The sequence below is a fragment of the Bradyrhizobium sp. USDA 3315 genome, from assembly GCF_054056795.1.
Window position 1 is genome coordinate 1,500,105 of the sequence record NZ_JBSRYP010000001.1, and the last position, 21,890, is coordinate 1,521,994.

A 21,890-nucleotide genomic window follows, 5' to 3' on the forward strand; every position below is an offset into this window, starting at 1 on the left:
CGGGTGCGCCGAAAATTGCATTGCCGCCGGAGCGTTAACGCCATATTTCACCCCTATATTGGGCGCGTTAAAAGCATGACCCGGGAAAGTCGATACCGGTCTTTCGAATACATCATGCTTTGAAAATGTCCGTCCCGTTTGTTCGTGGAGATATCATGACCGCCGAAATTCGCACCTTCAGCTGCCTCACCGACAATTTCGGGTATTTGATCCACGATCCCGCGACCAAGGCGACCGCGTCGATCGACGCGCCGGAAGCCGGCCCGATCATCAAGGCGCTGGAGCGCGAAGGCTGGACGCTGACGGATATCCTGATCACCCATCACCACGGCGACCATGTCGGCGGCGTCGCCGAGCTGAAGCAGAAATACGGCTGCCGCGTCGTCGCCCCGCACGACCAGTCGGCCAAGATCGCCAATGTCGATCTGCGCGCCGCCAATGCCGATGTCATCAAGGTCGGCAGCCTGCTCGCACGCGTGGTCGAGACGCCCGGCCATACGCTCGATCACATCTCCTATGTGTTCGACGGCGAGAAGGCGGTGTTTGCCGCCGATACGCTGTTCTCGATCGGCTGCGGCCGGGTGTTCGAGGGCACCTACCCCATGATGTGGGATTCGCTGCTGAAGCTGCGCTCGCTGCCGGACGATTTCCGTCTCTATTGCGGCCATGAATATACCGCTGCGAATGTGAAATTCGCGCTCACCATCGAGCCCGACAATCCGGCCCTGCAGGCGCGCGCAGCAGAGGTCACAAAACTGCGCGCCGAGAACAAGCCGACGATTCCGGTGCTGCTCGGCGACGAGAAGAAGGCCAACGTGTTCCTGCGCGCCGACGAGCCCGCGGTGGCGGCGAAGCTGCACATGAAGGGCGCCGACCCGGCGCTGGTGTTCGGCGAGCTCCGCGAGCGCAAGAACAAGTCGTGATGGCCGACCTCTCGGCTGCCGACATCATCGCGCAGCTCGCGCTGCAGCCGCATCCCGAAGGCGGACATTATCGCGAGACGTTTCGCGACGCGCGCTGCGACGCCAATGGCCGCGCGCACTCGACCGCGATCTATTTCCTGCTGGCGCGCGGCGAGCGCTCGCATTGGCATCGCATCGACGCCGTCGAGATGTGGCACTATTACGCCGGCGCGCCGCTGATGCTGCGGATTGCGGAGGACGGCGCCCCGCATTCGATCACGCTTGGGCCGGATGTGGCGCGCGGCGAGCAACCACAGGCGATCGTGCCGGCAGACGCATGGCAGGCCGCCGAAAGCTGTGGCGACTGGACGCTGGTCGGCTGCACCGTCGCGCCGGGATTCGAATTCGCGAAGTTCGAGCTGGCCCCGAAGGGCTGGGAGCCGGCGTCGTAAGAGCTTTTTCCCGTCATCCCCGCGCAAAGGCACCGCCTTTGTCGCTGGAGGTGCGAGCCTTGCGGCGCAATTGCGCCGCTGGGCGAGCCTCGAAGGATGAATCGGCCACAGACGGGGCCGTCGCCCCTTCGAGACGGCCGCGTTGCGGCCTCCTCAGGGTGACGGTGAAGCAGTAGCAACAACCCTCTTCGTAGGATGGGTAGAGCGCAGCGAAACCCATCAATTCCTATCTACTCTGCGGGATGATGGGTTTCGCTGCGCTCTACCCATCCTACGTTCTTTTTCTCAGCACCATGTCCTTTGCCGCGATCAGCCCGCCGCCGGCGATCAGGATCGCGGCGATCGCGATATTGGCGCTGGGCTTGGCGAAGCCCGCTGCGATCAGGAACGCGGTCGAGAGCAGCGGCGTGGCATAGGAGGCGGCACCGAGCACGCGGATGTCGCCGCGCTTCATGCCGATATCCCAGGCGAAGAACGCGGCCCCCACCGGACCGATGCCGAGCGCGACGACGGCGAGCCATTGCAGCGGCGTCGCGGGCCACACCGTCGTCTCCACCATCATGTGCACGAGCGCCGCAAGCACGGCGGTCGCGAGGCAGAAGCCTGCCACCGCATCGGTCGGCACCGCCTTGAGCCGGCGCGACATCACCGAATAGGACGCCCAGACGAACGCCGCGACAAAGGCGGCCGCGAAGCCTGGAATCTGCTCTTTTGTGAAGGCGCCGGTGTTGCCGGCGAACAGCAGCACGGTGCCGGCGAGCCCGAGCAGCGCGCCGACGATGTGATGCACCGCAAGCCGCTCGCCCGGCAGCAGCGACGAGAACAGCACGATCAATAGCGGCCAGAGATAATTGAGCAGGCCGGCCTCAGCCGGCGGGGCGAAGCGCAGCGCCAGGAAATACAGCGCGTGATAGCCGAACAGCCCGCCGACGCCGACGACCCAGGCGACAAGCGGTTGCTTCAACGCGCCGAAGGCTGACGGACGCAACAGGAAGCTCGCGAACGCGAACGCGGCGCCGATCGCAAAGGTCATGGCCGCGAGCTGGAACGCCGGGATAGCCCCGGTCGCGACCGTCATGACCGACAGCAGCGACCACATCAGGATGGCGGTCAGTCCGACAAGGGTGGCAGTTCGGGTCGTCATCTCAATTCAATCCGTCGTGGCCGGGCATGACTGTCCAAAGGATGGCGGTCTGCAGCCGCTCGCCGATGTCCCGGCCGGCCGTCTTCCTTCGCGTGTGTTGCGTTGTAAAGACGAAAATGCCCGGCACAAGGCCGGGCATTCGCTACTTGATTGTGCGCGCCTGCGACGCGGCGACGCTGCTCGCGTCAGGCGTGATACTGGCCGCCGTTGACGGTCAGCGTCGAGCCGGTGATGAAGCCGGCATCGTCGGCGGCGAGGAAGACCACGGCCCGCGCGATCTCCTCGGGTTCGCCGAGCCGGGCGACCGGAATCTGCGGGATCACGTTCTTCTCGAGCACGTCCTTCGGCACCGCCTGCACCATCTCGGTATTGATATAGCCGGGGCAGATCACGTTGACGGTGATGCCGCCCTTGGCGTTCTCCAGCGCCAGCGCCTTGGTGAAGCCGATGTCGCCGGCCTTGGCCGCCGAGTAGTTGACCTGGCCGAACTGGCCCTTCTGGCCGTTGATGGAGGAGATCGAGATGACGCGGCCGAACTTGCGGGCGCGCATGCCCTCGATCACCTGGCGCGTCATGTTGAACAGCGAGCCGAGGTTGGTGTTGATCACGGCATTCCACTGCTCGACCGTCATCTTGTGGAACGCGGTATCCTTGGTGATGCCGGCATTGTTGACGAGCACGTCGACCGGGCCGAGATCGGCCTCGACCTGCTTGACGCCGGCCGCGCAGGCGTCGAACGAGGCGACGTCCCACTTGTAGACCGGAATCCCGCTCTCCGCCTTGAACTTCTCCGCCGCGGCGTCATTGCCGGCGTAGCTCGCCGCCACCTTGTAGCCCGCCGCTTTCAGCGCCTTGCTGATCGCAGCTCCAATACCGCGCGTTCCGCCCGTCACCAATGCAACACGTGCCATGTCCGTTTCCTCCTTGGCCGTCTTTTATAACCGGATAACTCCGGCCTACGCACTCACTCAACAAAGCGCGATGAGATCAGGTTGAATTGTCATCGCACTTTGGCTCCCTTTTTTGAGCATGATCTTCTCGGAAAACCGCTTCACACTTTTCCGGATCATGCTGTCGAAACAAAAATGCCCGGCGCAAAGCCGGGCATCTTATTTATCAGCTCGCTTCGCGGTTGACAGATGATCTTTTCATCACCTAACCGGCCTCGCTGCCTTTTGTTCAGTCGCGTGCAACGCACATAGCGATGCCCATGCCGCCGCCGATGCACAGCGTCGCGAGGCCCTTCTTGGCATCGCGCTTCTGCATCTCGTGCAGCAGCGTCACCAGCACCCGCGCACCCGACGCGCCGACCGGATGGCCGATCGCGATCGCGCCGCCATTGACGTTGACTTTGGCCGGATCCCAGCCGAGGTCCTTGTTCACCGCGCAGGCCTGCGCGGCGAACGCCTCGTTGGCCTCGATCAGGTCGAGGTCGGCGATGTTCCAGCCGGCCTTCTTCAGCGCGGCGCGCGAAGCGGGGATCGGGCCGGTGCCCATGATCTTGGGGTCGACGCCGGCCTGGCCCCACGACACGATGCGGGCCAGCACCTTCTTGCCCTGCTTGGCGGCTTCCTTGGCGGTCATCAGCACGACGGCGGCGGCACCGTCATTGATGCCCGAGGCGTTGCCGGCGGTTACGGTCCCGTCCTTCTCGAACGCCGCGCGGAGCTTGGCCATCGCGTCGAGCGTGGCGCCATGGCGCGGATACTCGTCGGCGTCGACCACGATATCGCCCTTGCGGGACTTGATGGTGACCGGGACGATCTCGTCCTTGAACCTGCCGGCCTTCTGCGCCGCCTCGGCCTTGTTCTGCGAACCGACCGCGAACTCGTCCTGCTGCGACCGGGTGATCTGGTACTGCTTGGCGACGTTCTCGGCGGTGTTGCCCATGTGGTAGCCGTTGAAGGCATCCCACAGCCCGTCCTTGATCATGGTGTCGATCAGCTCGAGGCCGCCCATCTTGACGCCGCCACGCAGATATTGCGCGTGCGGGGCCATGCTCATGGATTCCTGGCCGCCCGCGACGACGATCGAGGAATCACCGTTGAGCAGCGCCTGGTAGCCGAGCGCCACGGTGCGCAGGCCCGAGCCGCAGAGCTGGTTGACGCCCCAGGCCGGGCTTTCCACCGGGATGCCGGCCGCGATCGAGGCCTGGCGTGCCGGGTTCTGGCCCTGCGCGGCGGTGAGGATCTGGCCCATGATGACTTCGGAGACCTGACCACCCTCGACGCCGGCACGCTCCAGCGCCGCCTTGATGGCGATCGCGCCGAGGTCATGGGCCGGCGTGGTGGCGAAAGCGCCGTTGAAGCTACCGACGGGGGTGCGGGCGGCGCTGACGATGACGACATCGTCTGACATGGACATCTCCTATGGGTTGTAGCTGGGTTTCTCGACGGCGGGCGGCCGATTTGGCGGGCCTGTCTCTTGACGGCTATCCTGTAAACCTCGTTGAGACATGTCAATCGCACTGTCGGGCAAATCGCGCCGCGACGCACTCAAAATGACGCCCTTGGCACTTTCCTGAGCAAATCCTATGCTTTGGAATTAACCGCACAGCACAAAACTGTAGCCGAACCGCTTTGAAAATGCTTACCTTTGCTGCGATGCGTTGCATTTTGCCCTGCGGCGATGCCGTGGGGTTCCAGGTTCTTCGGTGTTGAAGTGAGAGCCCATGGCAAAATCTGAACAACCGACCACGATCAAGAAATACGCGAACCGGCGGCTCTATAATACCGGGACGAGCACCTATGTCACGCTCGAGGATCTCGCGGCGATGGTGAAGGAAGGCGAGGATTTCCTAGTCTATGACGCCAAGACCGGCGACGACATTACCCGCTCCGTGCTCGCGCAAATCATCTTCGAGCAGGAAAACAAGGCCGGGCAGAACCTGCTGCCGACCACTTTCCTGCGCCAGCTGATCCGCTTCTACGGCGACAGCATGCAGATGGTGGTGCCGAAATATCTCGAACAGTCGATCGAGACGCTGACCAAGGAACAGGAAAAATTCCGCAAGCAGATCGCGGGCGCGCTGAGCGGGACACCGTTTGCGCCGCTGGAAGAACAGGTCCGCCGCAACATGGAGCTGTTCCAGCAGACCTTCTCGATGTTCAAGCCGTTCGTGCCGCAACGCGGTGGCGGCGAGGCCGACAAGGCGCCGGAGCCCACGCCCGATGACGGCAACATCGACGATCTTCGGCGCCAGATGAAGGACATGCAGGAACGCCTCGAGCGCATGTCGCAGCCGACGAAGAAGGACGAGTAGGTCCTTATCGCCGATCGGCCGGACGCACCGGCCGCTATCGTTTCGCGCAATCCTGACGGCGGCAACTCTGCCGGCGTCAGGCGCCGCTTGCCCCGGGAAGCATGCTCTTGCGGACGATCGCGTGCACGCCCCAATTGCCGTCGGCAACCTGCGTGACGCCGAAATCGACGCCGAGCGAGATCAGCGCCAGCGCCTCGTCCTCGCTGAGACAGTAGCACTCCATCAGGAATTTGCGCGTCGCCCGGAACGCATTGCGCAGCGCCAGATCGACCGACGAGCGCTGGTAGATCTCCGACTGCGCGTTGCGCCCGAGCTCGCGCAGATAATTGCCGTAGCTGAAGCCATGCAGGATCCACTCCTCCGGCGTTTCCAAAAGCGGATGCGCCAGCCCTTCGACATGCGGCTTGGTCGCCCTGCCGCTCTTGTGCAGGATGAAGCGAAACTGGCCGGTGAGCGAAAGCTCGAGCGCGGTGCCGTTGACCTCGCCATCGCCTTGCGCGAAATGCGGATCGCCGATCGAGAACAGCGCGCCTGATACTGCGACCGGCAGATAGAGCGTGGTGCCCTTAGTAGCGCGCCAATTGTCGACATTGCCGCCGAAATAGCCGGGCGGAATCGAATCGATGATGTCGGATTCGCGCGGCGCCACCGCCATGAAGCCGAAATGCAGCCGCGCCGGAATCCGTACGCCGGCGAGCACGCCGGGCTGTTTCTCGACGGTGGCGTGATCGACCGGCACACCGGGATAATCCATCGTCTCGTGGCGCACGCCGAACGGATCGGTCTGCGGCGTCCAGCGGTAGGAATAGACGGCGTGGGCCCACTCGGCCTGCGCATCGGTCTCGAAGATCGTGATGGTCTCGCGCTTGGCCGGCGGATCGATCAGATCGTTGTACTGAAAGCCCCACCAGGCCGCGGCATTGCTGCCGAACGACTTGCCGGCGTAGGCCGGATTGGCTGATGGCCGCGGCCAGATGTCGAGGATCTGCACCTCGAGTACATCGCCCGGCTCCGCACCGCAGACATAGATCGGCCCGGTGCAGATGTGCACGCCGAACCCTTCGCCGGCGCCGCGGCCGAAGATCGAACCGTCCATCGGACCGGCGCCGCGCCGTTCGACCGACTTGCCCTCGGCGGTCCAGCGAAACACGCTCTCCGCGCCGGGATCACCCTTGATCATGCGCTCGTAATCATCGAAGGCATGCTGGGTCAGCGTCTCGATCGTCACCACCGCGCCCGACTGCACGCTCATGACGGGCGGGATGGCGCGGCTGAGATAGCCCCAATGCGCGGTCTCCCTGGACACCTTGAGATGGTGATGCGAGGCGCCCCGCCCTTCCGGCACAGCCCCCGCCGGTTCAACCGGTACGATCGGCTCCAGCGGCGCAACCGTCTCGCGCGCAACCGGGCTTGACGCGAGATTTGGCGCGAGCCGCAGCACCGTTGCGGTGCCACGCGCCAGCCGCGGCCGGCCGCGCGTGCGCTCGCCCTCCACATCACGAGGCACCGCCTTGCGGAAGTCGCGCGGCGAGGTGCCGTAGGTCGCGCTGAACATCCGGCTGAAATGCGCCTGATCGGTGAAGCCCCAGCGGTAGCTGATTTCGGCGATGCGCTGGTCAGCATAGTTCGGATCGATCAGATCATTGCAGCAGCGTTCCAGCCGCCGCTCACGCACATAGGCCGAGAACGTCGTGTTCTGCCGTTCGAACAGCCGTTGCAGATAGCGTTGCGACAGCCCTTCCTGCCGCGCGATGTCGGCGATGGTCAGGCCGGCATTGCCGAGCTGGGCCTCGATCGCGGCATCGACCCGGCGCAGATGGCCGGCCTGGACCTGCGTCATCGCTTCTGCATCGAGCCGCGTCTCGCCGAGCAGCGCGCCGGCGACGAGTTCGGTGACCGCGACCTCGGCGGTGACGAGATCGGCCTTGTCCAGGATCGCGAAATTGCCGCCCAGGGTCCGCATCACCGGACGCACGGACGCAGCGGCGATCGTCGCGCCGAGCACGGCCGGCAAACGCAAGCGATTATGCCCGAGCCGGCCGAGCAGCCGCTCACGTGGCAGTTCGAGCAACAGGATCTCGAAATCCTCGCGCAAGGTCATCCGCCACGGCGATTGCAGGTCACACACCGAGACGTCGTTGTCGGCAAACTCGCAGCTGCGTTGGCCGGACGTGATGCTGCCGCGGCCGTATCCGTGGAAGATGATGGCGACCCGCGCCGGCATTCCCGGCGAGGCCGCATGACCGCTGCAGACGATCTGCTGCTCGGTGGAACGCAGCAGCGCGAGCTGGCCGCCGCTGGTCGAGCGCTTCGCGGTCAATTCGCCGAACTGGAATTGGCCGGCCTCCGGCAATTCGCAATCGAGCTGCAAACCGGCCAGCGCCTCGCGCCAGACCTCCCGCCGGTTTTGCCGCGGGATCGCATCGACCGAAACCCGATAGGTCGTCGCGACCATCACCCCTCCAGGCCGCAGCACCGCAGCGTTCCACTCGCAGAGCCGTGAACGCAGCCTGCACCGATTGCAGGCAGGCGGCAAGCGTGTTGCGACGGCACATGTTGCCCAGCCTGCGTGCAACGCGCGGAAGCGGCCGCTTTCGCGTGGCAGCGCTATCAGCGGCGAACGCAGTGCAACTTGATCGAATGCGCCCAAATTCTTGACCGCTCCGGCCATGCCGCGATGCGAAGACGGCCGCCGCAGATGCCTTGCACGCTGTTGCACAGGCCTTTGCGCCGCGACGACAGCAAGCGCGCCGACAAATTATTGGGCGCGCCCGGTCATGTCGGAGCGGCGCGGCACCATGCACTCTCATGCGCACTTTCGATCCAAGGAGGAGCTCAAGATGTGCGCAGGTGACGACAAGAACTGCCCGGACTTCGAATTGCATCATCGCCAGTTCAAGGAGACGCTCGACCGCGAACGCCGTTCGTTCCTGCGCTCAAGCTTCGCGGCGGCGGGCGGCGCCGCGGCAATGACCGCCGGCGGCATCTCGCTGGTGACGCCGAAAATGGCGGCCGCCGCCGAGAAGCATCAGCCGGCGCAGCGCGCCTATCACCATTTGCCAGCGAATGCCGACACCGTGCATTGGGGCTATTTCAGCAAATCGCTGAAGCCGCGCGTCGAGATCAATTCCGGCGACTTCATCACCATCGAGGCGCTGACGCATCACGCCAATGACGATGCCGAGCGCATGGTCAAGGGCGATCCCGGCGTCGAGAGCGTCTATCTCTGGACCAAGGAGAAGAAGGGCGTGAACCGGCGCGGCGCCGGCCCGATGGATGCCTCGCTGTTCGGACGCGGCGCCGGCGAAGGCCTCGGGGTGCATATCTGCACCGGGCCGGTGTTCGTGCGCGGCGCCGAGGAAGGCGACGTGCTCGAGCTGCGCATCATCGACGTCGCGCCGCGGCCCTGCGCCAACCCGAAATTTTCCGGCAAGGCGTTCGGCAGCAACGCCGCGGCATCGTGGGGCTTCCACTACAAGGATCTGCTCACCGAGCCGAAGCCGCGCGAGGTGGTCACCATCTACGAGGTCGACGCGACCGGCGAGCGCAACTGGGCGCGCGCCGTCTACAATTTCACCTGGACGCCGCAGACCGATCCGTCCGGCGTGGTGCACAAGACGATCGATTATCCCGGCGTCCCGGTCGATCATTCGACCGTCAAGGAGAACCACGGCATCCTGAAGAACGTGCGCATCCCGGTGCGTCCGCATTTCGGCGTGATCGGGCTCGCGCCGAAGGAGGCCGAGTTCGTCGATTCGATCCCGCCGAGCTACACCGGCGGCAACATCGACAATTGGCGTATCGGCAAGGGCGCCACGATGTATTACCCGGTGGCGGTCGAGGGCGGGCTGCTCTCGGTCGGCGACTCCCATGCTTCGCAGGGCGATTCCGAACTGTGCGGCACCGCGATCGAATGCTCGCTCAACGGCACCTTCCAGATCATCCTGCACAAGAAGGCCGACCTCGCCGGCACCGCGCTGGAAGCGCTCGACTACCCGATGCTGGAGACCCAGGACGAATGGCTGGTGCACGGCTTCAGCTATGCCAACTATCTCAGCGAGCTCGGCTCCAGCGCGCAGACCGAGATCTACAAGAAGTCGTCGGTCGACCTCGCTCTGCGCGACGCCTTCCGCAAGATGCGCAAATTCCTGATGACGACGAAGAAGCTGACCGAGGACGAGGCCATCTCGCTGATCTCGCTCGGCGTCGACTTCGGCATCACCCAGGTGGTCGACGGCAATTGGGGCGTCCATGCAGTGATCCGCAAGGACATCTTCGCCGGCGGCGAGAGCTGAAGAGAAGGCCTGAAGCGTAGCGGTCAGCCGAAGAAGGACGAGCATGGCTTTGCGCCGCGCACCTCACCCAACGTCGCCCCGGCGAAAGCCGGGGCCCATAACCACAAATGTCGGTTGTTTGAAGCAAACGTCTGCCAGATCGCTTCATCGAGAGGCTGCGGCGTATGGGTCCCGGCTTTCGCCGGGACGACACCGTTGATTTGGCGAACAGATCAGCCCGTGGCGGGCACGGGCTTCTCCGCCGACGCGTTCCACGGGCGGTCCGGCGAGGCGAGGCCGATCAGGCGGCCCTGGATGAAGTCGCAGCCCCATTCGCGCAGCATCACGGCGGCTTCCTCGTCCTGCACCCATTCGGCGACCGTCCTGATCTCGAGGCGGCGGGCGAGATCGATCAGCGTTTGCACGAAAGCGCGGTCGTCGGCCGAACGCACGATGTTCTGCACGAAGGCGCCGTCGATCTTCACGATGTCGACGCCGAGCTTGCGCAAGTTGCGGAACGAGGTGTAGCCGGCGCCGAAATCGTCGATCGCGATCCGGCTGCCGAAGTTCTTCAGGCGCGTGACAAAGCCGCGCACGTCGTCGATATCCTGGATCGCCACCGTCTCGGTGATCTCGACGATCAGCCGCTCGCCGACGCCGGGATGCGCGCGCATCAGGGATTCGATGGTGGCCCACCAGTCCGGATCCATCGTGGTGTCGGGCGAGATGTTGAGGCTGAGCTGTACGCCGGGAGCGGCAGCGAGCTCGGCGATGGCGAGCTCCAGCACACGGTGATCGACCAGCCGGATCAGGCCGAGCCGCTCGGCGACCGGCACGATATCGGGCGCGAGCAGCGCGCGGCCGTCGTCCTGCTCCATCCGGACCAGGCACTCGTAGAACGCGGGCTGCCGCAGGAGCGAATCGACCACGGGCTCGAAGCCGATCACGATGCGGCGCTCGTTCAGCGCGGTGACGATCTCGTCGGTGACGCGGATGTTGACGCGGCGCTGGGCGTCGCGCTCGACATTCGGCTTCCACAGCGCGAACGATCCGGCGCGGCGGCTCTTGGCCGCGTCCAGCGTCTCTTGGGCGCGATTGACCGCCTCCTCCGCCGACCGCGCATGGCGGGGAATGGTGACGGCGCCGATCGAGACCGTCACCGATACCGGGCCGGACTTGGTCGGCACCACCTCGTCGCGCACCGCGGCCAGGAAGCGCTCGGCCGCGACATTGGTGTCGTCGACGGTGCAGTTGCGCAGGATCAGGCCGAACTTGTTGCCGGAGAAGCGGCCGAGCATGTCGCCGCTGCGCAGCCGCGCACGAATCCGCTTCGCGACCTCGGCGATGACGGCGTCGGCGACATCGAAGCCGAAGGCATCGTTGACGCGCGCCAGATGATCGATGCCGATCAGCATGAAGGCGCAGGAGGAACGGAAGCGCGCGCACTCCTCCATCGTCTCGGCGAGCGAGGCGATCAGATGGGTGCGGTTGAGCTCGTTGGTCAGCGGATCGTGCCGCGACAGCTTCAGCAGCTGCTCGTCGCGGGCATGCCGCTCATTGTTGATGCGGACGACGCCCTGCACGCGCGCCGGCCTGCCGTCGGCGCCGGCAAACCAGCAGCCGGTCTCCTCGATCCAGATCACCGGCGCTGACGTGACGGCCCGCACGCCATATTCGATCCGGTAGGGAACGCCCTCCCCGCCGCGTACCGGCGCCGGCGCGCCGAGCGCATCGGATCGCACCGAGCGCGATGGCTCGATCAGCTTTGCAAGCTCGGCACCGCTCGCAAGCGCCGCAACCGGGATATCCGGGAAGACCGCCGCCACATTGTCGCTCCAGGCAATCGCATCGCTCGCCAAGTCCCAGGCGAATGTCGCTTGGCCGAGCGAGGCGAGGATGCTGGCAGCTGGCGGGACAGGGGGCATCGAACATGTCTCGATTTGGGACGGCGCCCGGTGATTCTACACGCTCTCAAGATAGTGGTTCCGGCGAATCCAACGCTAGGTGAAGTTGATAAATAATCTGGAAACCACGTTTTCGACTGTCCGGGAACGAACTGGGGACGGCGGGCATGACCCTTGCCACAGGGGTGTTGCGGAGGGCCGCAACGTCCCAAACTATGACGCTCCAACGGGTCGCAGGCGATGCAGGATATCGATCAATCGGAAATCCTCGACGGTGAGTGCACCGGCGATCCCGCGGCGGCCAGCACGGCGCTGGTGCCGCTGGCCGCGACCACCCATTGGGCGCCCAAGATCCCGCTGCCGCATGCCGATCCGTCGTTTGTGGCTCATCTGATCGCGACCGCCGCACACGAACCGCAGACGCGCGGGCAGCGGCGTGGGTCATTGGCCGACGCGCAGAGCGCTTACGGCCCGCATGTCGACGAACGCCGCAGCGTGGCGCGGCGGACCCGGCAGATCATCTAGGAAAATATCAGCGCTGCGGCGCGTCCGACGGCGGATGGCCGCCCGGCTGCAAATCCGGCGAGGTCACCGTCGGCTTTGGCGCGGACTGATCGAGTAGCACGGATTCCGCAACCGACGTCGCCGAGGGGACCGGTGCGGCCGGTGGCGGCGCGGCAGGCGCCGGCGCGGCGACAGGCGCGGGCTCAGGCCGGGGTGCCGGCTCCGCTACGGGTGCAGGTTGCGGTGCCTCAGCTGCCGCAGGGTGCGCCCTGCCGGCGCTGGGCGCCGGTGCGACCACCGCACGGCGGCGGGTGCGCAGCGCAATTCCGGAAATGAAATCGACCAGCGCCAGCAGCGTGAGCAGGCCATAGGTCGAGTTGCCGAATTTCGGCCAGAGCACGAATTCGGCAGCGGCGGCGCCGAACACGATCAGCGACAGCAGATGGTCGGTGAGATATTTCGCGCCGGGGCGCGCGCCCTTGATGACCTCGAGCAGCAACAGCAGTACGGCGGCGGCGAGCAGCATGTCGCTGAGCGTGATCTGCCACTGCTCGCCCGACAGCAATGTCAGCCTGATCAGCGGGTCCGTGAACGACACGCCGGGCATCAGGAAAGCGATGATGTTGTAGACCGCGAGCGGAACGAGCAGCAGCGGAAAACCGACCATCGGGGCTTGCGCCTTATTCAGGGAGAACCAGCAATGCGGCGACGCTCATTGGCCTCGCCGCGGACGCGCCCGTCTTCGCCGCACTCGTTGACCGAATTCAGGCGCCGCGCCGCATGGCTGCGGCGCGTGGACCGAATGTCCGATCAGGACTCTTTCTTGGCCTTCAGGACCTGACGGCCCTTGTACATGCCGGTCTTCAGGTCGAGGTGGTGCGGACGGCGCAGTTCGCCGGAGTCCTTGTCCTCGACATAGGTCGGGGTCTTGATCGCATCGGCCGAACGGCGCATGCCACGGCGCGACGGCGAGGTTTTTCTTCTGGGAACGGCCATGACGGTGTCCTCTAGGGGTGTTGCGGAGGCATCGTCCGAAATGCGGACGGCTCAGCGCTTCGAAGCGCAAGCTGCGATGCCGGTAAGGCCGCGCTTATAGAGGAAGGCACTGCGTAAAGCTAGGGCCGGAGACAGCAAAAAGCGCCCGAAATCGGCCTCAGGAGCCGCGATTTTCGCGCCAGCAGCGCGTCACGGAGTTGGCCCGGACCATATAGGTGGCGGACAGCCTGCGGACCCCCGGGCCCGGGTTCCGGGCGCTCCTCTTGACCGGATTCGGCAGGATCGCCGCCAAAAGCGCGGCCTCGCGGGCTGACAGCCCCGCGGCGGACCGGCCGAAGGCATATTGGGCGCCGGCTTCGGCGCCGAACTGGCCGGACGGGCCCATTTCCGCGATATTGAGGTAGATTTCCAGGATCCGCTGCTTGGGCAACACGAGATCGATCCAGAGCGCCAGCGGCAGTTCCAGCCCCTTGCGGATCACGCTGCGGCCGGACCACAGGAACAGGTTCTTGGCCACCTGCTGGGTGATGGTCGAGCCGCCGCGGGCCACCTCGCCATCCTCGGCGTCGTCGAGCACCTCGCGCAGCGCGCCCCAGTCGATGCCCCGATGCTTGCAGAAATGGGCATCCTCCGAGCCGACCACGGACCGCGCCAGATAGGGCGACATCGCGCCGAAATCGATCCAATGCCGCGTCACCGGGGCCCCGCGCAGGGTCCGCCAGGCCATCAGCGCCGAAACCGGATGGCCGGTGCGGTAGAACGGCGCCACCAGATACGGCAGCAACAGCAGGGCCAGCAAAAGCAGCAATAAAGTTCGGACGATGCGCAAAACAGGGGTTTCCGGGGAGGACCATTCCAGGAAGGATTTGGGACCCGCCCGCCAGAACACGGCCGGCGCCGTCGACGTCTGCGGGATAGTTCACGGTTTTTCCAGCACTTTTAAGGCGCATTCCGTCGCAGGGCGGGAATTGACGAAGCCGATGCCATCAACGATTGTCCGGCCGAAAATCGATCTGGAGCAATTCTTAATGACGACCGGTACTGCAGAGTTTTCCAAGCGGCTGGACCAGACCGCGGAGGATACCGAAGCCCTGCTCGCCAAACTGCTGTCCGACGCGACCGAAAGCGACGAAATCGTGCGCCCGAAGCGGCTGATCGAGGCCATGCGCTATTCGAGCCTCGGCGGCGGCAAGCGGCTGCGGCCGTTCCTCGCGGTCGAGAGCGCGGCGGTGTTCGGCATCCCACGCGAATCCGCGCTGCTGGTTGGCGCCGCGCTGGAATGCATCCACTGCTACTCGCTGATCCACGACGATCTGCCGGCGATGGACAATTCCGATCTGCGCCGCGGCCGCCCGACCCTGCACAAGGCCTATGACGACGCCACCGCGATCCTCGCCGGCGACGCGCTGCTCACCATTGCCTTCGACATTATCACCCGTGATGCGATCCACAAGGACGCCCAGGTCCGCCTGCTGTTGACCCGCGCGCTGGCGCGCGCCTCCGGCGTCGGCGGCATGGCCGGCGGCCAGATCCTCGACCTTGCCGGCGAAGGCCGCTTCGGCGACCGCGAGCCGGTCGACGTCGCGCGCCTGCAGCAGATGAAGACCGGCGCGCTGCTCCGCTTCGGCTGCATCGCCGGCGCGATCCTCGGCCAGTCCTCACAAAAGGAGTACCAGGCGCTCGACGATTACGGCAAAGCGCTCGGTGAAGCCTTCCAGATCGCCGACGATCTGCTCGACGTCGAGGGCGATGCTGCCGCGCTCGGCAAGCCGGCCGGCGCTGACGCCGCGCTCGGCAAGACCACCTTCGTCACCCAGCTCGGCATCGATGGCGCCAAGCAGCGCGTCCGCGACCTCCTGGCGCGTGCCGACGCCGCGCTGTCGGTGTTCGGCGACCGCGGCGAGGTGCTGCGGGCGGCCGCCCGCTTCGTCGCCGAGCGCAAGAACTAGCCGAGAGCAACGCGCGAAATGAACAAGGAGATCGACGACCGCCTTGTTCGCTTCCGCAAGCTGCCGCTGCCGGTCCGCGTCGTCGTGGGCCGGCCGCGCACCTTCGGCTCGATCGCTTTCGGCATCCTGGCTGCGCTGCTGGTGCCGGGAGCAGCGCGCATCGTCACGCGCCTGCTCGCGGGCTGGGATGCCTTCGCCGCGCTGTATCTCGTGCTGGCCTATGTGATGATGCTGCGCTGTGGCGTCGCCCATATCAAGCGAAGCGCCATCCTGCAGGACGACGGCCGTTTCCTGATCCTGCTGCTGACCGCGTTCGGCGCGCTGGCGAGCCTCGCCGCCATCGTGTTCGAGCTCGGCGCATCGAAGGGCAGCCCGGCCGGACTGGCGCTGGCAATCGTCACCATCACGCTGTCATGGGCCGTGGTGCACACCGCGTTCGCGCTGCACTACGCCCATGAGTATTACCGCGGCAAGACGCCCGGCGGCCTGCAGTTTCCGAGCGGCGACGAACATGCCGACGCCGATTACTGGGACTTCGTCTACTTCTCGTTCGTGATCGGCATGACCGCGCAGGTCTCAGACGTCGGCATCACCGACAAGATCATCCGCCGCACCGCGACCGTGCACGGCATCATCTCGTTCGTGTTCAACACCGCGCTGCTCGCCCTGATGGTGAACATCGCCGCGAGCGCAATCTAGCTGCGCGGCATGATGAGATGCCGTGCGCAGGGCGGTCGGCAAGGGCTACAAGCAGCACGCCGATGACGTCGTGCGAATTTATTCCCCGCCTTGCGTCACGTGCTCCTGATATTGCGGCAGATCGTCCGATATCGCGTACCACGGCGCCTTGGAGCCGACGAAGATATGGGCGGTCGGCCGGATCGCCGGCGCATCGCGCAGCGTGCCCATCGCAACATGGACATAGGCGCCGTCACGGACCAGCGAATAGAGCAGCGAGCCGCAGCGGCCGCAATGCGCGTCGTGGGTGCGCTCATCGCCATAGATCAGGAGCCCGTCAGCGCCGCCGACCACGGTGAATTTGTCGCGCGCGATTCCCGCGAACGGCTTGAACGCCGATCCCGTGGTGCGCCGGCAGTTCGAGCAGTGACAATTGAGCGCATAGGCAAACGCGTCGGCCACCTCGTAGCGCACGTCGCGGCAGAAGCATTCGCCGGTCAGGATATGTTCGTTCGAATTTGCAGATGCGGTCACAACTCGTCCCTCACGCAGAATTTTGTCGCCGGCCATGGCGCAATCTAGCGGTTCATGGCTAAATCCTGGAGCCCTTTCCGTTCCGATTGAATCGGAACGGGGGCTCTAGATTCGAGCCTGACGCGTTTTCTCCACGCGAACCGGCACCCGCTTCGCTCGAAAACGCTCCAGCCGATCCAATCCTGCCGGGAGGACCAACCGATGAGCCAAGATCGATCCAGCGTCGAAAGCGTCGTGCAAACCTATTTCGACGGTCTCTACGAGAGCAATGCCGACAAGCTCGCCGAGGCTTTTCATCCGAGCGCCGATTTGCGCTGGGTGGAGAAGGGCGAGCTGAAGGTCCTGACCGTGCCGGACTGGCTTGCCTTGGTGCGCAAGCGCACCTCGGCGAAGGCCGAAGGCAAGCCGCGCGAGGATTTTATCGTCACCATCGACCGCTCCGACGACAACACCGCCTTCATCAAGGTGCGCTGCCAGCTGCCGCCGCGCTATTTCACCGACTATCTGGTGGCGATGAAGCTCGCCGACGGCTGGCAGATCGTCTCGAAGTCGTACCGCTACGACCTCAGGGATTGATCGACCGGGCGCGGCGCGCCCGCGACGGCTTTGTGACGCGCCCCCTGCGGTCCGGCTCCGGCCGGACCGCATTGACTGGCACCGGTTTCCGGGCGAATTGAGCCCGTTATGGAAGCCAAATTTCAGATTTTTCTCACTTTGCTCGGCGTGCTGGCGGGAACCGCCCTGGTGGCGCGGCGGACCGATATCGCGCCCGCGATCCTGCTGCTGCTGGTCGGCATCGTGCTCGCCTTCGTGCCGGGCATGCCGTCGCTGGAACTGCCGCCCGAGCTGGTGCTGCTGGTGGTGCTGCCGCCGCTGATCTATTCGGCGAGCGTCGCGATGAGCTGGCGCGAGTTCAAGGCCAATCTGCGGCCGATCATCCTGCTGTCGGTCGGCTGCGTGATCTTCACCGCCTTCATGGTCGCGACCGCGACCCATTATCTGATCGGCCTGCCCTGGGGCATCGGCTTCCTGCTCGGCGCCATCGTCGCGCCGCCGGACGTGGTCGCGCCGCTGGCGATCGCCCGCAGGCTCGGCATGCCCCGCCGCATCCTGGTGGTGCTCGAGGGCGAAGGGCTTGCCAATGACGCGACCGCGCTGATCCTCTACCGCTTCGCGCTCGCCGCGATCACCACCGGGCTGTTCTCGCTGCCGAAGGCGACCGGCACCTTTCTCGTCATCGTCGCCGGCGAGATCGCGTTCGGCACCGCGGTCGGCTGGCTCAGCCTGCGCGCCCGCCGCCGCGCCAGGGATCCGCAGGTCGAGATCACGCTGTCGCTGATCACGCCCTACCTCGCCTACTGGATCCCGGAGCATTTCGGCGGCAGCGGCGTGATCGCGACCGTCGCCTGCGGCCTCTACATGAGCTGGAACGGGCCGCTGCTGATCTCGGCCGCGACGCGCCTGCAGGGCATCTTCTTCTGGGACCTGATCATCTATCTGATCGAGGGCCTGCTGTTCCTCTTGACCGGCTTCCAGATGCGCTCGCTGTACGAGAAGTCGAAGTCGTTCCCGCTGCACGACATCCTCACCGCCACCGTGCTGGTCGCCGTCATCGTGATCGTGGCGCGCTTCGTCTGGGTGTTTCCCGGCACCTATCTGCCGCGCTGGATCAGCGCCCGCGTGAGCGAGCGCGATCCGCTGCCGTCGTGGCGGGCGGTGTTCGTGGTGGCCTTCACCGGCGTGCGCGGCGCGGTCTCGCTCGCCGCGGCGCTGGCGCTGCCCCTGACTTTGCCGAGTGGCGATGCCTTCCCGTATCGCGACCTGATCCTGTTCGTCGCCTTCGGTGTGATCTTCGTGACGCTGGTCGGGCTCGGCCTCACTCTGCCGCCGGTGGTGCGCTGGCTCGGCCTCGCCAGGGACGGACGCAGCGAGCACATCGCCGAGCACGAGCAGGAGATCGCGGCGCGGCGCGAGGCGCTGAACGCCGCGCTGAAGTCGCTCGATGCCATCACCGACGACCGCGAGCTTTCCGACGAGGTGATCAAGCTTTTGCGCTCGCGGCACGAGATCCGCATCAACCAGCTCCCCGACTCGCTCAATCCCGACACGCACGACGTCTCCGCCACCGGCACCGAGCTGACACGGGAGCTGATCGCCTCCGAGCGCAAGTTCATCCACATGCTGCTGCGCGACGGCAAGATCACCGACGAGACCAGGCGGCGGATCGAGCGCGACCTCGACCTCGAGGAAGCCAGCCTCGCCAACCGCGAGTATCGCAGGATGCCGTTGTAGCGCGTGTAGCGCGCGGTATCCCTCCCCACGTCGTCCCGGCGCAGGCCGGGACCCATAACCACCGTCGCTGGTTTGGCGAAGGTTGGGGCCACAGCGCATCTCAATAATATCCAACGGTGGTTATGGGTCCCTGCGAAAGCAGGGACGACGGTGCCCTACTCCGCGGCGGCGTTCTGGCCGGGACCGCCGACGAAGCCGGAGGGATCGCCGAACCGCTCGATCATCACGGCGGTGAGGTCCTTGGTCTTGCTGGTGACGCAGGCGCCGGAGCGCACGGTGTAGCGGTCCTGATGCTGAGCATGCGGCGGCGTCTCGCCCTTTTGCAGCGCGCGGGCCGCCTCCATCACCAGCTTGCGGAAATGCATGATGCCGAGATCGGTCGGGCCGAGATGCTCGCGGGTGCGGTCGGCGATCGGGCCCTGGCTGTCCTGCACCGCGGCGTCTTGCTCGGAAACGCCCTTGATGCCGGTGTAGCTCTTGGTCCGCTGCAGCTTGCGGTCGATCAGATAGTCGTTGGCCTTGTTGCGCAGCGGCACGTAGTTCTCGTCGACGACAGCCATCACGCCGTTGCCGTTGGCGTAGCCTTCGCGCTCGGCATCGGTCAGCGGCCGGTGCGGATTCCACGCATAGGTGTAGATCCAGCAATTGGTGTCGGTGACCGGCACGAAGGTCTGGCCGAACATGTTCTCGCCCGGCATCGAGCTCGGCGCGTAGCTGTGGAACGGCATCAGGAACTGGGCGATGCGCCAATAGATGTTGTCGCTGCCGGTGAGCCGTCCGCCCGCCACCGTGAGGCCGGCCTCATGCGGATTGATCTTGATCACCGGGCGCGGGTCCTCGGCGATCCAGCGCATGTGATCGGTCGCGACCCGGGTCAGCGGGTTCACGAAATGCTTCTTGATGTCGAGGATCTCGTTCTCCTCCTTCTCGAAGGAGAGATGCGCGAAGGTGAAATGCGCGGTGTCGATCGAGCCTTCCACCGCCTGCACCCAGTTGCAGTCCTGCCACTTCTTGGTGACGAAGCGGTGCGAGGCCGGCAGCAGCGCCATCTCCAGCGCCGGCAGCTCGGGCATCTGATCGGCCGGACCCATATAGGCCCAGATCATGTCGCCCCATTCGCGCACCGGATAGGACTTGATCCGGATCAGGTCCTTTGCGTTGAGGTCGGGATACGAGGTCGGCATGTCGACGCAGCGGCCGTCGGTGTCGAACTTCCAGCCGTGATAGACGCAGCGGATGCCGCATTCCTCGTTGCGGCCGAGCCAAAGATTGGCGCCGCGATGCGGGCAGTACTGGTCGATGACGCCGACCACGCCTCTGGTGTCGCGGAAGGCGAGCAGCTCCTCGCCCATGACAACGATCTTCTTCGGGTCGCTGTCCGGCTCCGGCAGTTCCTCGGACAGCAGCACCGGAATCCAGAACCGCCGCAGCAATTCGCCCATGCCGGTCCCCTCACCGGATTCGGTGAGGAATTTGTTGTCTTCGGCGCGAAGCATGGGCGGTCTCCCGAATTTATTTTCGTTGTAGTTCGTAGATTCCATGGGGCGGTGAGCGTGGCCTTTCCGATAGATTTGGGTTTCCACACTCGAACCATCGGAGAAGTCAGATGCAAGCATCGACCGCAGGGACGCCCACCGCCAGCCATTGTGGCACAATTTTTGTTGCGATCGAACTCAGTCAGAAGACGTGGCTTGTGACGCTGCACAGCCCGGACCGGGATCGGATGTCGCGCCACAAGCTGCAAGGAGGCGATCACGCCGAACTGCTGGCGTTGATCGAACGGACCCGCGCCCGGGTGGCGGAGAAGCTCGGATCGGTGCCGCGTGTGGTGAGCTGCTATGAAGCCGGCTATGACGGCTTTTGGCTGCACCGGCTGCTGGAGGCGGCCGGGATTTTGAACTTCGTGTTCGACCCCGCGAGCATTGCGGTGGAGCAGCGGGCACGGCGAGCAAAGACGGACCGGATCGACGGCGAGCTATTGCTGCGCACGCTGATGGCCTATTTGCGGGGTGAGCCGCGGGTGGTCCGGATCGTGCGGGTGCCGCGCGTGGAAGCGGAGGATGCCCGGCGCGCCAGCCGCGAACGCGACCGCCTGGTCACCGAGCAGACCGCCCACAGCAACCGGATCAAGGCGTTGCTGCGTCTTCGGGGGATGGCGGTCGGCAATCCGCGGCGGCGCGACTGGCTTACCTGGCTCGAGCGGCAGCGCGACTGGCAGGGCGAGGCGCTGCCGCCGCATCTTCTGGCCGAGATCAAGCGCGAGCACGCCCGGCTGATGCTGGTGTGTGAGCAACTCGCGGCGCTGGAGCAGACCCAGGCTGCGGACACTTCTCCGGCGGTTCCGACGCCGATGGTCGAGCGACGAGATCAATTGCAGCGGCTCAAGGCGCTCGGCCCGGCCTTCACGGCAACGCTGGTGAACGAGCTGTTCTACAAGGACTTCCGCAACCGCCGCGAGGTCGCCAGCTATTGCGGATTGACGCCCAGTCCCTGGAAGAGCGGCGGCACCGATCGCGAGCAAGGCATCAGCAAGGCCGGCAATCGGCGCGCCCGCCACAAGGCGATCGAACTGGCCTGGCTGTGGCTTCGTCATCAAGGCGACAGCACGCTCAGCCGCTGGTTCCGCACCCGCACCGCCGACGCCGGCAAGCGCGCCAAACGCATCGCCATCGTCGCGCTGGCGCGCAAGTTGATCGTGGCATTGTGGCGCTATCTCACCACCGGCCTCGTCCCCGACCAGGCCGTGATCAAGGCGTAAAACCGACCACCCCACCACGCGCCGCGGCTTCGCCGCGCTCCGTGCGGGATGGATGATGACCGTGCCATCCTAGGGCTTCAACCGCCGTTTCGTAGATGGGTCTCATCCTCGCCAGGCTTCCTCGCCGCAAGCATGCGGAAAGTGGGTACGGATCAAACAATCCGACCGGATATGAGGTGATGCAGTGAACTGCAGCAATCTTCGGAAGCCAATCCCTGTTCGTTGCCCGGTCGTCGCGCTG

At 65.4% G+C, this 21,890-nt stretch carries 20 protein-coding genes; 10 read left to right on the forward strand and 10 right to left on the reverse strand.

What is annotated here, in order from left to right; all coding sequences use genetic code 11:
- Nucleotides 1–155 precede the first annotated feature (155 nt).
- Both gloB and ACVIYL_RS06955 read left to right on the forward strand, forming a co-directional pair.
- A complete protein-coding gene (gloB, locus tag ACVIYL_RS06950) occupies nt 156–923 on the forward strand; it encodes a hydroxyacylglutathione hydrolase (RefSeq protein WP_438076680.1) in 768 nt (255 codons plus the stop codon).
- Complete coding sequence (locus ACVIYL_RS06955; protein ID WP_456778078.1) at nt 923–1,354, forward strand: cupin domain-containing protein; 432 nt, start codon at nt 923–925, stop codon at nt 1,352–1,354. The genes gloB and ACVIYL_RS06955 overlap by 1 nt, the downstream gene beginning before the upstream one ends.
- A 271-nt stretch (nt 1,355–1,625) precedes the next feature.
- Here ACVIYL_RS06955 and yddG read toward each other — a convergent pair whose 3' ends face one another.
- The 3 genes from yddG to ACVIYL_RS06970 form a co-directional block, all read right to left on the reverse strand.
- Nucleotides 1,626–2,498 carry an aromatic amino acid exporter YddG gene (yddG, locus tag ACVIYL_RS06960; protein WP_456778079.1) on the reverse strand — a complete coding sequence of 291 codons (873 nt, stop codon included), beginning with the start codon at nt 2,496–2,498 and terminating at the stop codon, nt 1,626–1,628.
- 185 nt (nt 2,499–2,683) lie between these two features.
- On the reverse strand, nt 2,684–3,409 hold the full coding sequence (phbB, locus tag ACVIYL_RS06965) for an acetoacetyl-CoA reductase (protein ID WP_016841131.1): 726 nt from the start codon (nt 3,407–3,409) through the stop codon (nt 2,684–2,686).
- Nucleotides 3,410–3,677: 268 nt separating this feature from the next.
- Nucleotides 3,678–4,856 carry an acetyl-CoA C-acetyltransferase gene (locus ACVIYL_RS06970; protein ID WP_050425846.1) on the reverse strand — a complete coding sequence of 393 codons (1,179 nt, stop codon included), beginning with the start codon at nt 4,854–4,856 and terminating at the stop codon, nt 3,678–3,680.
- A 313-nt stretch (nt 4,857–5,169) separates the two neighbouring features.
- On the opposite strand from ACVIYL_RS06970, the gene phaR reads away from it, so the two are divergent.
- The gene (gene phaR, locus ACVIYL_RS06975) at nt 5,170–5,760 is read left to right on the forward strand and encodes a polyhydroxyalkanoate synthesis repressor PhaR (protein WP_057015574.1); all 591 of its coding nucleotides are present in this window, start codon (nt 5,170–5,172) and stop codon (nt 5,758–5,760) included.
- 76 nt (nt 5,761–5,836) lie between these two features.
- On the opposite strand, the gene ACVIYL_RS06980 is transcribed toward phaR, so the two are convergent.
- Nucleotides 5,837–8,215, reverse strand: a complete 2,379-nt coding sequence (locus ACVIYL_RS06980) for an acetamidase/formamidase family protein (RefSeq protein ID WP_253606020.1) — start codon at nt 8,213–8,215, stop codon at nt 5,837–5,839.
- 385 nt (nt 8,216–8,600) lie between these two features.
- Between ACVIYL_RS06980 and ACVIYL_RS06985 the strand changes: the two genes are divergently transcribed.
- Nucleotides 8,601–10,055 carry an acetamidase/formamidase family protein gene (locus ACVIYL_RS06985; protein WP_456778080.1) on the forward strand — a complete coding sequence of 485 codons (1,455 nt, stop codon included), beginning with the start codon at nt 8,601–8,603 and terminating at the stop codon, nt 10,053–10,055.
- 212 nt (nt 10,056–10,267) lie between these two features.
- Here the strand turns inward: ACVIYL_RS06985 and ACVIYL_RS06990 are convergent, their stop codons facing one another.
- Nucleotides 10,268–11,959 (reverse strand): EAL domain-containing protein, encoded by a 1,692-nt coding sequence (locus ACVIYL_RS06990; RefSeq protein ID WP_456778081.1) that lies wholly within the window; start codon nt 11,957–11,959, stop codon nt 10,268–10,270.
- Nucleotides 11,960–12,178: 219 nt separating this feature from the next.
- Here ACVIYL_RS06990 and ACVIYL_RS06995 point away from each other — a divergent pair, with 219 nt between their 5' ends.
- Nucleotides 12,179–12,463: a hypothetical protein gene (locus ACVIYL_RS06995; protein WP_456778082.1), complete on the forward strand. Its 285-nt coding sequence runs from the start codon at nt 12,179–12,181 to the stop codon at nt 12,461–12,463.
- 7 nt (nt 12,464–12,470) lie between these two features.
- On the opposite strand, the gene ACVIYL_RS07000 is transcribed toward ACVIYL_RS06995, so the two are convergent.
- From ACVIYL_RS07000 to mtgA, 3 genes are all read right to left on the reverse strand, one after another.
- Nucleotides 12,471–13,109, reverse strand: coding sequence for a hypothetical protein (locus tag ACVIYL_RS07000; RefSeq protein WP_057015581.1), 639 nt, complete (start codon nt 13,107–13,109; stop codon nt 12,471–12,473).
- Between the two features lie 143 nt (nt 13,110–13,252).
- Nucleotides 13,253–13,438, reverse strand: a complete 186-nt coding sequence (gene rpmF / locus ACVIYL_RS07005; protein WP_021077536.1) for a 50S ribosomal protein L32 — start codon at nt 13,436–13,438, stop codon at nt 13,253–13,255.
- 157 nt (nt 13,439–13,595) lie between these two features.
- Nucleotides 13,596–14,267: a monofunctional biosynthetic peptidoglycan transglycosylase gene (gene mtgA / locus ACVIYL_RS07010; RefSeq protein ID WP_456781791.1), complete on the reverse strand. Its 672-nt coding sequence runs from the start codon at nt 14,265–14,267 to the stop codon at nt 13,596–13,598.
- Between the two features lie 199 nt (nt 14,268–14,466).
- Between mtgA and ACVIYL_RS07015 the strand changes: the two genes are divergently transcribed.
- Both ACVIYL_RS07015 and ACVIYL_RS07020 read left to right on the forward strand, forming a co-directional pair.
- The gene (locus ACVIYL_RS07015; protein WP_057015582.1) at nt 14,467–15,387 is read left to right on the forward strand and encodes a polyprenyl synthetase family protein; all 921 of its coding nucleotides are present in this window, start codon (nt 14,467–14,469) and stop codon (nt 15,385–15,387) included.
- Between the two features lie 18 nt (nt 15,388–15,405).
- Complete coding sequence (locus ACVIYL_RS07020) at nt 15,406–16,086, forward strand: DUF1345 domain-containing protein (RefSeq protein ID WP_168859166.1); 681 nt, start codon at nt 15,406–15,408, stop codon at nt 16,084–16,086.
- 78 nt (nt 16,087–16,164) lie between these two features.
- On the opposite strand, the gene ACVIYL_RS07025 is transcribed toward ACVIYL_RS07020, so the two are convergent.
- Complete coding sequence (locus ACVIYL_RS07025; protein WP_310883107.1) at nt 16,165–16,599, reverse strand: GFA family protein; 435 nt, start codon at nt 16,597–16,599, stop codon at nt 16,165–16,167.
- A 201-nt stretch (nt 16,600–16,800) separates the two neighbouring features.
- Between ACVIYL_RS07025 and ACVIYL_RS07030 the strand changes: the two genes are divergently transcribed.
- Both ACVIYL_RS07030 and ACVIYL_RS07035 read left to right on the forward strand, forming a co-directional pair.
- Nucleotides 16,801–17,175, forward strand: a complete 375-nt coding sequence (locus ACVIYL_RS07030) for a nuclear transport factor 2 family protein (protein ID WP_016847513.1) — start codon at nt 16,801–16,803, stop codon at nt 17,173–17,175.
- 108 nt (nt 17,176–17,283) lie between these two features.
- Nucleotides 17,284–18,891 (forward strand): Na+/H+ antiporter, encoded by a 1,608-nt coding sequence (locus ACVIYL_RS07035; protein ID WP_456778083.1) that lies wholly within the window; start codon nt 17,284–17,286, stop codon nt 18,889–18,891.
- A 155-nt stretch (nt 18,892–19,046) separates the two neighbouring features.
- On the opposite strand, the gene ACVIYL_RS07040 is transcribed toward ACVIYL_RS07035, so the two are convergent.
- Nucleotides 19,047–20,387, reverse strand: coding sequence for a Rieske 2Fe-2S domain-containing protein (locus ACVIYL_RS07040; RefSeq protein ID WP_456778084.1), 1,341 nt, complete (start codon nt 20,385–20,387; stop codon nt 19,047–19,049).
- Nucleotides 20,388–20,497: 110 nt separating this feature from the next.
- On the opposite strand from ACVIYL_RS07040, the gene ACVIYL_RS07045 reads away from it, so the two are divergent.
- Entirely contained in the window at nt 20,498–21,649 is a 1,152-nt protein-coding gene (locus tag ACVIYL_RS07045; RefSeq protein WP_456777621.1) for an IS110 family RNA-guided transposase, read from the forward strand.
- The last annotated feature ends 241 nt before the right edge of the window (nt 21,650–21,890 follow it).

Coding starts and splice junctions, on each gene's coding strand:
- gloB (WP_438076680.1), top strand. CDS start 156: ATGACCGCCGAAATTCGCACCTTCAGCTGCCTCACCGACAATTTCGGG.
- ACVIYL_RS06955 (WP_456778078.1), top strand. CDS start 923: ATGGCCGACCTCTCGGCTGCCGACATCATCGCGCAGCTCGCGCTGCAG.
- yddG (WP_456778079.1), bottom strand. CDS start 2,498: ATGACGACCCGAACTGCCACCCTTGTCGGACTGACCGCCATCCTGATG.
- phbB (WP_016841131.1), bottom strand. CDS start 3,409: ATGGCACGTGTTGCATTGGTGACGGGCGGAACGCGCGGTATTGGAGCT.
- ACVIYL_RS06970 (WP_050425846.1), bottom strand. CDS start 4,856: ATGTCAGACGATGTCGTCATCGTCAGCGCCGCCCGCACCCCCGTCGGT.
- phaR (WP_057015574.1), top strand. CDS start 5,170: ATGGCAAAATCTGAACAACCGACCACGATCAAGAAATACGCGAACCGG.
- ACVIYL_RS06980 (WP_253606020.1), bottom strand. CDS start 8,215: ATGGTCGCGACGACCTATCGGGTTTCGGTCGATGCGATCCCGCGGCAA.
- ACVIYL_RS06985 (WP_456778080.1), top strand. CDS start 8,601: ATGTGCGCAGGTGACGACAAGAACTGCCCGGACTTCGAATTGCATCAT.
- ACVIYL_RS06990 (WP_456778081.1), bottom strand. CDS start 11,959: ATGCCCCCTGTCCCGCCAGCTGCCAGCATCCTCGCCTCGCTCGGCCAA.
- ACVIYL_RS06995 (WP_456778082.1), top strand. CDS start 12,179: ATGCAGGATATCGATCAATCGGAAATCCTCGACGGTGAGTGCACCGGC.
- ACVIYL_RS07000 (WP_057015581.1), bottom strand. CDS start 13,109: ATGGTCGGTTTTCCGCTGCTGCTCGTTCCGCTCGCGGTCTACAACATC.
- rpmF (WP_021077536.1), bottom strand. CDS start 13,438: ATGGCCGTTCCCAGAAGAAAAACCTCGCCGTCGCGCCGTGGCATGCGC.
- ACVIYL_RS07015 (WP_057015582.1), top strand. CDS start 14,467: ATGACGACCGGTACTGCAGAGTTTTCCAAGCGGCTGGACCAGACCGCG.
- ACVIYL_RS07020 (WP_168859166.1), top strand. CDS start 15,406: ATGAACAAGGAGATCGACGACCGCCTTGTTCGCTTCCGCAAGCTGCCG.
- ACVIYL_RS07030 (WP_016847513.1), top strand. CDS start 16,801: ATGAGCCAAGATCGATCCAGCGTCGAAAGCGTCGTGCAAACCTATTTC.
- ACVIYL_RS07035 (WP_456778083.1), top strand. CDS start 17,284: ATGGAAGCCAAATTTCAGATTTTTCTCACTTTGCTCGGCGTGCTGGCG.
- ACVIYL_RS07040 (WP_456778084.1), bottom strand. CDS start 20,387: ATGCTTCGCGCCGAAGACAACAAATTCCTCACCGAATCCGGTGAGGGG.
- ACVIYL_RS07045 (WP_456777621.1), top strand. CDS start 20,498: ATGCAAGCATCGACCGCAGGGACGCCCACCGCCAGCCATTGTGGCACA.